This is a genomic window from Modestobacter sp. KNN46-3, assembly GCF_011039295.1.
In genome coordinates this window covers 65,784-78,590 of sequence record NZ_JAAKGN010000002.1, presented here as the reverse complement: position 1 = coordinate 78,590, position 12,807 = coordinate 65,784, and the positions used below count along the sequence as shown (strand labels likewise).

The 12,807-nt window shown below is 72.3% G+C and carries 12 protein-coding genes; 5 read left to right on the top strand and 7 right to left on the bottom strand.

The window, feature by feature from the left end; all coding sequences use genetic code 11:
- Window positions 1-13 precede the first annotated feature (13 nt).
- From G5C62_RS01395 to G5C62_RS01375, 5 genes are all read right to left on the bottom strand, one after another.
- Complete coding sequence (locus tag G5C62_RS01395) at window positions 14-1,495, bottom strand: SulP family inorganic anion transporter (RefSeq protein WP_164699777.1); 1,482 nt, start codon at window positions 1,493-1,495, stop codon at window positions 14-16.
- Window positions 1,496-1,737: 242 nt separating this feature from the next.
- The gene (locus G5C62_RS01390; RefSeq protein ID WP_064972410.1) at window positions 1,738-3,081 is read right to left on the bottom strand and encodes an MFS transporter; all 1,344 of its coding nucleotides are present in this window, start codon (window positions 3,079-3,081) and stop codon (window positions 1,738-1,740) included.
- Between the two features lie 195 nt (window positions 3,082-3,276).
- On the bottom strand, window positions 3,277-4,914 hold the full coding sequence (locus G5C62_RS01385) for a peptide chain release factor 3 (protein WP_164699776.1): 1,638 nt from the start codon (window positions 4,912-4,914) through the stop codon (window positions 3,277-3,279).
- Window positions 4,911-5,333 (bottom strand): MerR family transcriptional regulator, encoded by a 423-nt coding sequence (locus tag G5C62_RS01380; protein ID WP_036339928.1) that lies wholly within the window; start codon window positions 5,331-5,333, stop codon window positions 4,911-4,913. The genes G5C62_RS01385 and G5C62_RS01380 overlap by 4 nt, the downstream gene beginning before the upstream one ends.
- A 179-nt stretch (window positions 5,334-5,512) precedes the next feature.
- A complete protein-coding gene (locus G5C62_RS01375) occupies window positions 5,513-7,003 on the bottom strand; it encodes a SulP family inorganic anion transporter (protein WP_164699775.1) in 1,491 nt (496 codons plus the stop codon).
- Window positions 7,004-7,455: 452 nt separating this feature from the next.
- Between G5C62_RS01375 and G5C62_RS01370 the strand changes: the two genes are divergently transcribed.
- The 4 genes from G5C62_RS01370 (at window position 7,456) to G5C62_RS01355 (ending at window position 9,316) form a co-directional block, all read left to right on the top strand.
- On the top strand, window positions 7,456-7,794 hold the full coding sequence (locus tag G5C62_RS01370) for a hypothetical protein (RefSeq protein WP_164699774.1): 339 nt from the start codon (window positions 7,456-7,458) through the stop codon (window positions 7,792-7,794).
- An 18-nt stretch (window positions 7,795-7,812) separates the two neighbouring features.
- A complete protein-coding gene (locus G5C62_RS01365) occupies window positions 7,813-8,019 on the top strand; it encodes a DUF2795 domain-containing protein (protein ID WP_164699773.1) in 207 nt (68 codons plus the stop codon).
- A gap of 173 nt (window positions 8,020-8,192) precedes the next feature.
- Window positions 8,193-8,576: a hypothetical protein gene (locus tag G5C62_RS01360; protein WP_164699772.1), complete on the top strand. Its 384-nt coding sequence runs from the start codon at window positions 8,193-8,195 to the stop codon at window positions 8,574-8,576.
- Entirely contained in the window at window positions 8,573-9,316 is a 744-nt protein-coding gene (locus tag G5C62_RS01355) for a GGDEF domain-containing protein (RefSeq protein ID WP_164699771.1), read from the top strand. Before G5C62_RS01360 ends, G5C62_RS01355 begins: the two co-directional genes overlap by 4 nt.
- A 24-nt stretch (window positions 9,317-9,340) precedes the next feature.
- On the opposite strand, the gene G5C62_RS01350 is transcribed toward G5C62_RS01355, so the two are convergent.
- Window positions 9,341-11,026 (bottom strand): ribonuclease J, encoded by a 1,686-nt coding sequence (locus G5C62_RS01350; protein WP_164699770.1) that lies wholly within the window; start codon window positions 11,024-11,026, stop codon window positions 9,341-9,343.
- 90 nt (window positions 11,027-11,116) lie between these two features.
- Between G5C62_RS01350 and G5C62_RS01345 the strand changes: the two genes are divergently transcribed.
- Window positions 11,117-11,353 carry a hypothetical protein gene (locus G5C62_RS01345; protein ID WP_036338336.1) on the top strand — a complete coding sequence of 79 codons (237 nt, stop codon included), beginning with the start codon at window positions 11,117-11,119 and terminating at the stop codon, window positions 11,351-11,353.
- An 8-nt stretch (window positions 11,354-11,361) separates the two neighbouring features.
- Here G5C62_RS01345 and G5C62_RS01340 read toward each other — a convergent pair whose 3' ends face one another.
- Complete coding sequence (locus tag G5C62_RS01340) at window positions 11,362-12,720, bottom strand: glucose-6-phosphate dehydrogenase (RefSeq protein WP_164699769.1); 1,359 nt, start codon at window positions 12,718-12,720, stop codon at window positions 11,362-11,364.
- Window positions 12,721-12,807: the final 87 nt, after the last annotated feature.

The following is a 12,807-nucleotide window of genomic DNA, read 5'->3' as shown; positions in this document are numbered from 1 at the left end:
GTGCCCGGCCACCTCAGTGCCCCCCGGCGAGCTGGCCGGTGTGCCGCTCGTAGCGGTCGGCCGAGTGCTCGCTCAGGCCCACGATCTGCACGGTCTTGCCGCGCGTCTCGTACTTGTGGGTGATCGCGTCCAGGGTGGCGACGGTGGAGGCATCCCAGACCTGGGCGCCGGACAGGTCGATGACGACGTCGGCGGGGTCGTCGGCGTAGTCGAACTGCTGGTAGAGGTCGTTGCTGGAGGCGAAGAACAGCGCGCCGTGGACGGCGTAGAAGCGCGTCGTCCCGTCCGGGCTGGTGGTGCTGGTGACCTCGACGAGGTGGGCCACCCGGCGGGCGAAGAGCACGCAGGCGACCAGCACGCCGACGCCGACGCCGATGGCGAGGTTGTGGGTGGCGAGGGTGACCGCGACGGTGGAGAGCATCACGACGGTCTCGCTGCGCGGCATCCGGTGGATGGTGCGCAGGCTGTGCCAGTCGAAGGTGGCGATCGACACGAAGATCATCACGGCCACGAGCGCGGCCATCGGGATGATCGCCACGATGTCGCCCAGGACGACGACCAGGATCAGCAGGAAGACGCCGGACAGGAAGGTCGACAGCCGGGTACGGGCGCCGGACTTCACGTTGATCATCGTCTGGCCGATCATCGCGCAGCCACCCATGCCGCCGAAGAAGCCGGAGGCGACGTTGGCGACACCCTGGCCCCAGGACTCGCGGGTCTTGTTGGAGTGCGTATCGGTGAGGTCGTCGACGAGCTTTGCCGTCATCAGCGACTCCATCAGCCCGACGAAGGCAACACCCAGTGCGTAGGGGGCGATGATCGTCAGCGTCTCCCAGGTGAACGGGATGGCCGGGATGCCGAAGAAGGGCAGGCTGTCGGGCAGCTCGCCCTGGTCGCCCACGTTCGGCACGGTGAGGGCGGCCGCGACGGTGAGCCCGGTGAGCACGACGATCGACACCAGCGGCGCCGGGATCGCGGTGGTCAGTCGGGGGAGCAGGAAGATGATCGCCAGGCCGGCGGCGACCATCGGGTAGACCAGCCAGGAGACGTCGACCAGGTACGGCAGCTGTGCGGTGAAGATCAGGATGGCCAGCGCGTTGACGAAGCCGACCATCACGCTGCGCGGGATGAACCGCATCAGCCGGGCGAAGCCGACGAGCCCGAGCGTCACCTGGAAGACACCGCCGAGCACGACCGCGGCGAACAGGTACTCCACGCCGTACTCGAGTGCCAGCGGCGCGACCACCAGCGCGATCGCCCCGGTCGCGGCGGTGATCATCGCCGGGCGGCCGCCGGTGAAGGAGATGACCACGGCCATCACGAACGACGAGTAGAGCCCCACCCGCGGGTCGACCCCGGCCAGGATGGAGAAGCTGATCGCCTCGGGGATCAACGCGAGGGCCACGACGATCCCGGCGAGGATCTCGGTGCGGGCCACCTTCGGCGCCAGCCACGCGGGGCGGCCGAGTGCGGAGAGTGCGGTCGGGAGGGACATGCCACCGTCTTCGGGTCGTGCGCCGTCGGCGCGGGGGTCCGCGCGAGCGCGTGCCTACGAGGGGTTGGTGCGGCGGTGCACCGAGGGTCGGGAGGGCATCGGTCGCAGGTCGACAGCGACCCGAGCGCGGGCTCCTCCGCGCGAACGCCCGGGACAATCTAACCCTGACGTGAGGTAGTTGTTGCATCACCACGACGGGTGGTTGGTCACAGCGACCATCGGGCGTCGGCCCGGGACGGCGCTCAGCCCGGCTCGGCCTGGGGTCGACCGGCGGTGGCAGGCGCGGACCCGAACTCCTCCGTGACGACGGGCGAGTCGTCCACCGGCGGTAGGGGGTCGACCGTGGGTGCGGCGTCCACCGGCGGCATCGGGCCGTCCTCCGGCGTAGGGGCGGGGGGTGCCGGCAGCGTCGGCGTGGGGAGCACCAGGGCCGCCAGTGCGACCAGCAGCGGGAGGGCCGCTCCGCCGAGGAGGGCCGCGCCGTACCCGTCGGTGGCGTCGTGCACCACCGCGAAGGCCACCGGCCCGAAGGCGGTCGAGCCGACGCTCACCGCGGCCACGACCCCGCGGATGGTGCCCAGGTGGGTGGTCCCGAAGTAGCGCGGGAAGGCGCCCGCCTCCAGGGTGCGGATCGCGCCACCGGAGGCGCCGATGAGCACGCCGAACCCGATCGCCGACCAGCCCGGGTCGACCGACGTCCCCCACAGCAGGCCGGCGGTGAGGGCGAGCATGCAGGCGCTGGTGAGCCAGCGGCTGTTGACCCGGTCGACGAGGGCACCGATCGCCAAGGTGGCCAGCAGGGACGCCACGGTCTGCGGGAGGAAGTTCGCCGCGGCGGCACCAGCGCTCAGCCCCCGCTCGCCGAGCAGGTCGATCTGGTGGAAGGCGACGGCGGTGGACAGCATCCCCGAGACGGCGACCCCCGAGACGACCACCCAGAAGAACGGCGTCCGGACCGCCTCGCCGAGCGTGCGGCCCACCGGTGCCGCCGGTGCGGCGGCATCGGTGACCTGCTCGCCGTCCGGGCGCTGACCGAGGGACGCCGGGTCGTTGCGCACGCCGAACAGCGCCAGCGGGACGACGATCAGCCACACGGCCACACCCTCGACCGCCCACGCGGTCCGCCAGCTGGTGGCGGAGATGAGCGCCTCGAGCCCGATCGGCGCCAGGGAGATGCACGCCGCACCGGTCGCGGAGACGAGTCCGAGCGCCAGCCCCCGGCGCCGGGTGAACCAGACGGCGACCGCGGTCGTCGCGGTGAGCCCGAGGGCACCCTGACCGGCCATCCGGACGCCGACGAAGCCCGCGGTCAGGCCGACCAGGCCGGAGACCGCGGCCAGGCCGAGCAGCACCGTGCCGAAGACGGCGCCGATGACGGCCATGGTCGCCCGGGTGCCGAACCGGTCCAGTGCCCGCCCGACCAGGGGCATGGCCGCAGCGCCGATCAGCGTGCCGATCAGGTAGGCGGTGGAGATGGCCGACCGGCTGATGCCCAGGTTCTCGGTCATCGGGTCGATGAACGCGGAGATCGCCGCGGTCTGCCCGGGCGCGGTGGCTGCCAGCGCGACCGCCGAGACGCCCACCATGTGCCAGCCGTAGAAGCCCTCGGGTCCACGGGGGCCGTCCCGGCGGGGGCTGCGGGTCGTGGCATGCGAGCGGGCGGGAGCCGAGCGGGACGTGGGAGTGCCTCTCCTGGTGGGTCTGCGGCTGGTGGGTCTGCGGCGCAGACAGGGCAGGCGTCGTCGACTGCTCGTGGACGGGTGTCGCGGTCGCGCGGCTACTCAGTCGAGCTGTGCGGCCACCATGGGCTCGATGGTGAGCTCGGGGCTGCGCTGCTGGAGCGAGCGCAGGTCCCACTTGTCCCGGAACAGTGCCAGCAGTTCCCCGTTCCCGCGCGCCAGGATCTCCACGCCACGCGCCGCGGCGACCGCGGGGGCGGAGTCGGCGTCGGTGCGCACCGCGACCGTGTACGGCAGCGGTTCCAGCGCGACCGGGGAGTGGAACTCGTGCTCCATCCGGTGGGCGGCGACCTCGAACTGCATGGGGCCGACGACGGCGAGCACGGGTGCCTGGTCGCCGCGGCGGTCCGAGCGCAGCACCTGCACGACCCCTTCGGACTCCAGCTGGTCGATCCCCCGCCGGAACTGCTTGTGCCGGCCGGTGTCCATCGCCCGGGCCACGGCGAAGTGCTCGGGCGCGAAGGTCGACAACGGTGGGTAGGTGACCGGAGGGCCGGTGAACAGGGTGTCGCCGACCCCCAGGGCAGCGGCGTTGACCAGGCCGACGACGTCGCCGGGGTGGGCGAGGTCGATGCTCTCCCGCTCGCGGCCGAACACGTGCTGGGCGTACTTCGTGGCGAACGGGCGTCCCGTGGTGCTGTTGGTGACGACCATGCCGCGCTCGAACACCCCGGAGCAGATCCGGATGTAGGCCAGCCGGTCGCGGTGGGCGGCGTCCATGCCCGACTGAACCTTGAACACGAAGGCGCTGAAGGGATCGGTCAGGGCCCGCGGCCGGCCCTCGGCGTCGGTCCGGTCCGCCGGGGCGGGGGCCAGGTCGACGAGGGTGTCCAACAGGGCGGCGACGCCGAAGTTCGACACGGCCGAGGCGAACAGCACCGGGGTGCTGTAGCCGGCCAGGAAGGTCTCCTGGTCGTGGTCTGCGCCGCTGGCGACCAGCAGCTCCGCCTCCTCGACCGCCCGGGTCCAGTCGATGCCCTCCCGGGCCTCGGCGGCGGCGGGGGTGAGCGTCTCCTCGGGGGCGATGGTCGCCCCGCCGGCGGTGCGGGTGAACCGGCGGTAGGTGCCGTCGCGGCGGTCCAGCACCCCCCGGAAGTCCCCGGAGATGCCCACCGGCCAGGTCAGCGGGGTCGGCGCCAGCCCGGTGCGCTCGGCGACCTCGTCCATCAGCTCCAGGGCGTCCTTGCCCGGCCGGTCCCACTTGTTCACCACCGTGATCACCGGGATGCCGCGGTGCCGGCAGACGGCGAACAGCTTCATCGTCTGGGCCTCCAGGCCCTTGGCCGCATCGATGAGCATCACCGCCGCGTCGACGGCGGTCAGCACCCGGTAGGTGTCCTCGGAGAAGTCCGCGTGCCCGGGGGTGTCCAGCAGGTTCACCACGGTGTCCCGGTACTCGAACTGCAGCGCCGCGGAGGTGATGGAGATGCCGCGGGCCTTCTCCATGTCCATCCAGTCCGACACCGTGCCCCGCCGACCGGCCTTGCCGTGCACCGCACCGGCCTGCCCGATCACCCGCGCGTGCAACGCCAGGGCCTCGGTCAACGTCGACTTCCCGGCGTCGGGGTGGCTGATCACCGCGAACGTCCGCCGCCGGGCGGCCTGCGCCAGCACCTCACCGGTGGCGGCGTCGGCCGGTTCCGGGTCCGCCGCCGTCCCGTGGGTGGCGGTGGCGGTCATCGCGGTCTGCCCTGCGGTGCGTGCACCTGCTCGACCTCGAGGCGCAGGCTGGTGGCGAACGCGGCGGCGGACGACCACTGCGTGTGCAGCGTGGCGACGCGCTGGTCGGCGAGCTCCCGGTACATGGCGAGCCGTTCGACGAGCTCGGGGTCCGGCGGCGTGGTGGTCCCCCGCTCTCGGCCGCGGAGGACGTCGAGGATCTGCAGCACGTCGCGGATCTCCTCGATGCTGAAGTCCAGCGGCTTCATCCGGCGGATCACCATCAGGCGCTCGACGTCGCCGTCGGTGTAGAGCCGGAAGCCGCCGCTGCTGCGTGCGGTCGGGGTGACCAGGCCGCTCTCCTCGTAGAAGCGGATGGTGCGGACGCTGAGCCCGGTGCGCTCGGCGACCTCGCCGATCTGCATGTGCCGATCACCCATGGGGTGCCTCCGATCCAGATCGCGCCGTTACGACGGCCCGATCTGCAGTCAACTCTAACGTAAAAGAAGAGTTGATGACGCCGAGCGAGGGGGGCTCCGAGACGGCCGGGCGGCCAGCAGCCGACCGCCTCGGAGGTCGATCGGCCGGCCCCGCGGTGGTACGCAGGGCCGGCCGGGGGTCAGTGCGCGCCGGCGAGCTGTCCGCTGTGCCGCTCGTAGCGGGAGGCGGAGTGCCCGTTGAGCCCGATGACCTCCACCTGCTTCCCGCGGGTCGCGTACTTGTGGGTGATCGCGTCCAGGGCGGCGACCGTGGAGGCGTCCCAGACGTGGGCGCCGGACAGGTCGATCACGACGTTCTCGGGATCGCCGGCGTAGTCGAACTGGGTGTACAGGTCGTTGCTGGAGGCGAAGAAGAGCGCACCGTGGACCGAGTACACCCGGGTGTCGCCGTCCGGGTCGGAGACGCTGGTGACCTCGACGAGGTGGGCCACCCGGCGGGCGAAGAGCACGCAGGCGACCAGCACGCCGACGGCGACGCCGATGGCCAGGTTGTGGGTGATCAGGGTGACCGCCACGGTGGAGACCATCACGATCGTCTCGCTGCGGGGCATGGTGTGGATGGTGCGGAGGCTGTGCCAGTCGAAGGTGGCGATCGCCACGAAGATCATCACGGCGACCAGTGCGGCCATCGGGATGAGCGCGACGATGTCGCCCAGGACGACGACCATGATCAGCAGGAAGACCCCGGACAGGAAGGTCGACAGCCGGGTGCGGGCGCCGGACTTCACGTTGATCATCGTCTGGCCGATCATCGCGCAGCCGCCCATGCCGCCGAAGAACCCGGAGGCGATGTTCGCGACACCCTGGCCCCAGGACTCGCGGGTCTTGTTCGAGGGGGTGTCGGTGAGGTCGTCGACGAGCTTCGCCGTCATCAGCGACTCCATCAGCCCGACGAAGGCGACGCCCAGGGCGTAGGGCGCGATGATCGTCAGCGTCTCCCAGGTGAACGGGATGGCCGGGATGCCGAAGAAGGGCAGGCTGTCGGGCAGCTCGCCCTGGTCGCCCACGTTCGGCACGGTGAGGGCGGCCGCGACGGTGAGCCCGGTGAGCACGACGATCGACACCAGCGGTGCCGGGATCGCGGTGGTCAGTCGGGGGAGCAGGAAGATGATCGCCAGGCCGGCGGCGACCATCGGGTAGACGAGCCAGGATACGTCGGTGAGGTACGGCAGCTGCGCGGTGAAGATCAGGATGGCCAGCGCGTTGACGAAGCCGACCATGACGCTGCGCGGGATGAACCTCATCAGCCGGGCAAAGCCGGACAGGCCCAGCAGCACCTGGAACACGCCGCCCAGGACGACGGCGGCGAGCAGGTACTCGACGCCGTACTGCAGCGCCAGCGGTGCCACCACGAGCGCGATCGCCCCGGTGGCAGCGGTGATCATGGCGGGCCGGCCGCCGGTGAAGGCGATCACCACGGCCATGACGAAGGAGGAGAACAGGCCGACGCGGGGGTCGACCCCGGCCAGGATGGAGAAGCTGATCGCCTCGGGGATCAACGCGAGGGCCACGACGATCCCGGCGAGGACCTCGGTGCGGGCGACGTTCGGGGAGAGCCAGGTGGGTCGGGTCAGGCGCGGCTTGGGCAGCGCCGGCAGGGCAGAGGACATACCACCGTCTTCAGGTCGTGCGCCCGCAGGCGCGGCGGAGGGGCACCGCGGGGTGCCAGGAGAGCTGGGGTGGCGCGTCGTCCAGGACGTCGCGCTTCATCGGTCCGACGTCGGGGCGCGGAGCCGCCGGCGGCGGGGCCCGGAACGTCGGTGGTCCGGATCGACGGGCCGCCGTGCCCGTCTTCGTCGCCAAGAACATAACCCTCACGTGAGGGAAGTGTGCGGTGGGGGTGCTCCGCGGTCTGTCGCAGCCGGCCGGCCGGGCGTGCATCGGCACTGGTCAACCCGCATGCGACGGCGAGTTGTGAAAGCCATCACGGTGCGTGAGCGGTCCCCCGGGGGTTCGCGAGCCCGGGCGTCGAGCGGGTCCGACTGACGCGCACTCGACCTTTACGTAAGGGTAGGTTCGCGTCGAGACCGCTCGCGGGTGGCTCCCGACCGAGGAGGACGTCATGCCCCTGCACATCGAGTGTCCGCAGTGCGGCGAGACCGACGACCTCGTCGGCGACCGCGGTGTGGAGGGCATCGGCATCACCTGTGGCAGCTGTGGGGGCCGGTTCCTGCGCGATCGCCAGTTGCGGTGCGCGACCTGCGCCGGCACCGACCTGGTGCTGCGACCCCAGGTGCTCACCCAGTTCTCCCGCGGCACCCAGCTGTCGGTCGTCGGGTGGACCGAGACCCACTGCTGCACCAACTGCGACGCCGAGGCGCTGCTCCGGTCGGAGCGCGCCAACGCACCGCTGCCGGCCGAGTACCGCCCCCGTGCCGTGCGCCCCCAGTCGCGCACCTGACCGACACCGAGGAGACCCATGACGACGACCCGGACCCAGGTCCTCGACCACATCGAGGCCGCATTCGGCCACGGCCCGGTCACCAGCGACGAGATGCGGGAGGCCGCACTGGCGACCGGTGCCGACCAGGAGGTCCTGTTCCTGCTCGACGCCCTCCCGGATCGGCAGTTCACCAGTCCCCGGGAGATCTGGCGGCACCTGCCCGACCTGCCCGTCGGCGGCTGACCCCGCACCCGACCGAACCCGTCCGACCAGACCGGAGCACGACCATTTCTCTCCACCCCGACATCGACACGACCACGTCGGCCCCGGCGCCGAGCCTCGAGCTCGACGGCCTCGTCGAGCTCGCCGACCGGGCCGCCGCCCATCTGCGTGACCTGCCCGGGCCGCCCGAGGACGTGGTCGTCGGCATCTACCGCCCCTTCGGCCGGGCGAGCCGGCTGGCGGCGAGCCGGCTGCGCGAGCTGCTGGCTCCCACCGCCTGTCAGACGCTGACGCCGCTCAGCAGCCGCTGGCCTGCGCGACTGGGGGTCGACGACGAGACCACCCCGGACGCCCAGCACGTCGGCGACCTGTCCCTGGTCGTCGACGTCAGCCGGACCCCGCAGCCCGCCGCGCGGGCCATCGCCGATGCGGCGGGGGTGTCGCTCATCGCCCGCACGCCGCCGCCGATGAGGCCGCAGCCCGACGGCAGCGCCCTCGCGCGCGGAACGGCCATCGGCCGCGCCGTGGCGCTGGGCCGGCCGCTGAGCACGCTGCCGCCGGCCGACCAGGCAAGGTGAGCGACCACTCGTCCCGGGGGGCGGTGCGCACCGCCTGGCAGATCACGGCGCTGACGGCGCTCCCGCTGGTCGCCTCGCCCCGCCCGGAGGGCTGGGGTCCTGCGCGGTGGTCGACGGGGACCGCCACGGGCCGGTTGGTCACCGTGCTGCCCGGGACGGCGGCCCTGGTGCTGCTGCACCGGCACGCCCGGCGCTCCCGGCGGGTCATCGAGGAGCTCGAGCGGCGCTGTCGCACCGACGCCCTGACCGGACTGGGCAACCGGGGTGCCTTTGACGACGACCTGCGCGCCCGCCTCCAGGGGATCGCCGGCCGTCGCCGTCTCGGGGACCCGGCCGGGGTCACCCTCGTGCTGGCCGACATCGACCACTTCAAGGCGTACAACGACCAGCACGGGCACCCCGCCGGAGACCGCGCCCTCGTCTGCGTCGCCCGCGCGCTGGAGCGGGCCTGCCGGAGCGTGGACGGCGTGCACCGGATCGGCGGTGAGGAGTTCGCCGTCGTCCTGAGCGCCGACCACGCCAGCAGCCTGCTGATCGCCGACCGGATCCGGCGGCTGGTGTCCGCGTCCACCGCCGACCGGCTCACCGTCTCCCTCGGCGTCGCCACTGCCCAGCACGAGGACGTCGAGGCCCTCATCGCCCAGGCCGACCGCGCCCTCTACCGGGCCAAGGCCCGGGGGCGGAACCGCATCGAGAGCCACCGCGGGCCGCGATCGGAGGCGTCGGCCCCCGCCCGATGAGGCCGGACCGCCCAGCGGCCGGGCTCAGGCGTCGATGACCACCGGGATGATCATCGGGGTGCGGCGGTGGGCCCGGTTCGCCCAGTTGCCGACGGCCTTGGCGATCAGCGACTCCAGCTGGGCGGCGTCCTTGACGCCGTCGGCGGCCGCGCGGTCCAGTTCCCGCTCGATCAGCGGCACGGCCGCGTCGAACGACGCGGCCTCGTGGACGAAGCCGCGGGCGAGGAAGTCGGGGGCCTCGACGAGCTTCCCGGTGTTCGCGTCGACGATCGCCACGACGGTGATCACGCCCTCCTCCGCGAGGGTGCGCCGGTCCTTCAGCGAGGCCTCGGTCGCCCCGCCGACAGTCGAGCCGTCGACGTAGACGTTGCCGGCGGGCACCTTGCCGGTGATGGTGGCCCGGCCGTCGACCAGGTCGACCACCGTGCCGTCCTCGGCGATGACGACCCGGTTCGGGTCGACGCCGGTGCGGATCGCCAGGTCGGCGTTGGACCGCAGGTGCCGCCACTCCCCGTGCACCGGCATGACGTTGCGCGGCTTGACGATGTTGTAGCAGTACACGAGCTCGCCGGCGCTGGCGTGCCCGGAGACGTGCACCTTGGCGTTGCCCTTGTGGACGACGTTGGCACCGATCCGGGTGAACTCGTTGATGATCCGGTAGATCGCGTTCTCGTTGCCCGGGATCAGCGAGCTGGCCAGCAGCACCGTGTCGCCCTCGGCGATCCGGATGACGTGGTCCCGGTTGGCCATCCGGGACAGCGCCGCCATGGGCTCGCCCTGGGAGCCGGTGCAGATCAGGCACACCTGGTCGGCGGGCAGCTTCTCCAGCACCTTCATGTCCACGACGAGGCCCTTGGGCACCCGCAGGTAGCCCAGGTCGCGGGCGATCCCCATGTTGCGGACCATCGACCGGCCGACGAAGGCGACCTTGCGGCCGTGCTCGTGCGCGGCGTCGAGCACCTGCTGGATGCGGTGCACGTGGCTGGCGAAGCTGGAGACGATGACCCGCTTGGGGGCGGTTCGGAAGACCGTGTCGATCGCCGGGGTGAGCTCACCCTCCGACGTGGTGAAGCCGGGGACGTCGGCGTTGGTGGAGTCGGTGAGGAAGAGGTCCACGCCCTCCTCGCCGAGCCGGGCGAACCCGCGCAGGTCGGTGATCCGCTGGTCCAGCGGGAACTGGTCCATCTTGAAGTCGCCGGTGTGCAGCACGAGGCCGGCGGCGGTGCGGATGGCCACGGCGAGCGCGTCGGGGATGGAGTGGTTGACCGCCAGGAACTCCAGGTCGAAGGGGCCGAGCCGCAGCTCGTCGCCCTCCGCGACCTGCTCGGTCACCGGGGTGATCTTGTGTTCCTTGAGCTTGGCCTCGATGAAGGCCAGCGTCAGCTTCGACCCGATGACGGGGATGTCCCGCCGCTCCCGCAGCAGGTACGGGACGCCGCCGATGTGGTCCTCGTGCCCGTGCGTCAGGACGACGGCCACGATGTCGTCCAGCCGGTCCCGGATGGAGGTGAAGTCCGGGAGGATCACGTCGATCCCGGGCTGGTGCTCCTCGGGGAAGAGCACGCCGCAGTCGACGATCAGCAGCTTGCCGGCGTGCTCGAAGACGGTCATGTTGCGGCCGATCTCACCCAGGCCACCGAGGGCGACGACCCGCAGGCCGTTGGGGGCCAGTACCGGAGGCGTACCGGGGTCACGGCGAGAGCGGCTCATGCCCTTCACGCTACGTGCGCTGGACCGGCGAGCTGTCGCCGGTCCCGGCGCGTCTGCATCCGACCCGGCACCTGCCGGCGAACGTCTGGTGTGGAGTCGCTCGCCCGGGACGATCACCAGTGGGTCGTCCAGCCGTTGCTCGATGCCGGCCTGCAGCTCGACGAGATCCGGTCCCTGGTGTTCGGCCTGGCGTTCCAGGGCGTCGTCAGCGAGGGGCGCGAGGTCCTCGCCTGCATCCGGGACCTCGTCGCCGACCGGCCCGCAGAGGTCCGGGCCGCCTGGTCGGAGGTGGTCCACCGGCTGTTCCTGCTGGAGCCCCCGACGTAGGGGGCGGCTCAGCCGTGGTCAGGGCCGGCCGACCCGGCCGGGTACTCCCGCAGCGGCACCTCACCCGCCGACCAGGCAGCCAGGACCGGCTCGACGATGCGCCAGGACTGCTCGGCCTCCACGTCGCTGATGGACAGGGTGGAGTCCCCGGCCAGCACCTCCCGCAGCAGCAGCCCGTAGGCCGACAGGTCGTTCGGGGGCAGGTCGATGTCCAGGGCGCGGCGCTCGAGATCGAACGGCTCGCCGGCCCCGTTGAGGTTCAGCTCCAGCGTGACGTGGTCGGGGTCGAGGCCCAGCCGCAGCACGTCCGGCTGGAGCTGCTGGTCACCGAAGGCCAGGTGCGGCACGGGCTTGAACCAGATGGCGATCTCCCGCCGGCCCGCGCCCAGTGCCTTGCCGCTGCGCAGCCGGAACGGCACGCCCGCCCAGCGCCAGTTGTCGATCGTCACCGTGAACTCGGCGTGCGTCTCGGTCTCCCGCGCCGGGTCGACGCCCTCCTCGCTGGTGTAGTCGGGCAGCTCCCGGCCCTGGACGGTCCCGGCGGTGTACCGCCCGCGCACGGTGTCCCGCGCCATGTCGGCCGGGGGCCGGACCGCCCGCAGGACGTCGGCCTTGCGGGCGGACAGGCTGGCGCCGTCGACCGCGTTCGGCGGTTCCATCGCCACGAGGGCCAGCTGCTGGAGCAGGTGGTTCTGCAGCATGTCCCGCAGCGCGCCCGCCGTGTCGTAGTAGCCGGCGCGCCCCTCCAGGCCCAGCGTCTCGTCGAAGACGATCTCGACGCGGTCGACGTGCGAGGCGTTCCAGACCGGCTCGAACAGCCGGTTGGCGAAGCGCAGCCCCAGGACGTTGAGCACGGTCTGCTTGGCCAGGAAGTGGTCGGTGCGGAACGCGCGCTCCTCCGGGACCAGCCGGTGCAGGACGGCGTTGAGCTCCCGGGCATCGGCCTCGTCGCGGCCGAAGGGCTTCTCCACGGCGATCGTCGTCCCCTCGGGCAGCTCGACCTCGGTCAGCGCCTCCAGGGTGGGGAGGAAGACGGTGTTCGGCAGGGCCAGGTAGACCACCGGGCGGCCCGGCACGCGGGCCAGCACCTGTCGCAGGTCGTCGGGGGCGGTCACGTCGCCGCGCTCGTAGCCGAGCAGCTCGACCAGACGGTCCTGCGCCTCCTCGGGCACGTGGCCGGCGTGCTCGGCGAGCCGGGCCCGCGCCCACTCCCGGTACTCCTGCTCCGACCAGTCGTCCCGGCCCACCGCCAGCACGTTGACGTCGCCGTCGAGCGCACCTGCCTGGACCAGCTGGGCCAGCCCCGGGAGGAGGAGGCGGCCGGTGAGGTCGCCCGTCCCGCCCAGCACCACGAGGGTCGCCTGCATCGTCGTCCTCTCCGTCGTCGTGGCGGGCCCGCCGTCGCAGGCCCCTTCTCGCCCTGCCCAGGGCTCGCAGCCCTGAACCCCGGGACG

What these genes read in the sequence shown, in the direction of transcription:
- G5C62_RS01395 (WP_164699777.1), bottom strand. Translation starts at nt 1,495, where the DNA reads ATGTCCCTCCCGACCGCACTCTCCGCACTCGGCCGCCCCGCGTGGCTG.
- G5C62_RS01390 (WP_064972410.1), bottom strand. Translation starts at nt 3,081, where the DNA reads ATGGTGGGCGTCTCGGCGGTCGCGCTGGCAGCCACCGCGCCCGGGCAG.
- G5C62_RS01385 (WP_164699776.1), bottom strand. Translation starts at nt 4,914, where the DNA reads ATGACCGCCACCGCCACCCACGGGACGGCGGCGGACCCGGAACCGGCC.
- G5C62_RS01380 (WP_036339928.1), bottom strand. Translation starts at nt 5,333, where the DNA reads ATGGGTGATCGGCACATGCAGATCGGCGAGGTCGCCGAGCGCACCGGG.
- G5C62_RS01375 (WP_164699775.1), bottom strand. Translation starts at nt 7,003, where the DNA reads ATGTCCTCTGCCCTGCCGGCGCTGCCCAAGCCGCGCCTGACCCGACCC.
- G5C62_RS01370 (WP_164699774.1), top strand. Translation starts at nt 7,456, where the DNA reads ATGCCCCTGCACATCGAGTGTCCGCAGTGCGGCGAGACCGACGACCTC.
- G5C62_RS01365 (WP_164699773.1), top strand. Translation starts at nt 7,813, where the DNA reads ATGACGACGACCCGGACCCAGGTCCTCGACCACATCGAGGCCGCATTC.
- G5C62_RS01350 (WP_164699770.1), bottom strand. Translation starts at nt 11,026, where the DNA reads ATGAGCCGCTCTCGCCGTGACCCCGGTACGCCTCCGGTACTGGCCCCC.
- G5C62_RS01340 (WP_164699769.1), bottom strand. Translation starts at nt 12,720, where the DNA reads ATGCAGGCGACCCTCGTGGTGCTGGGCGGGACGGGCGACCTCACCGGC.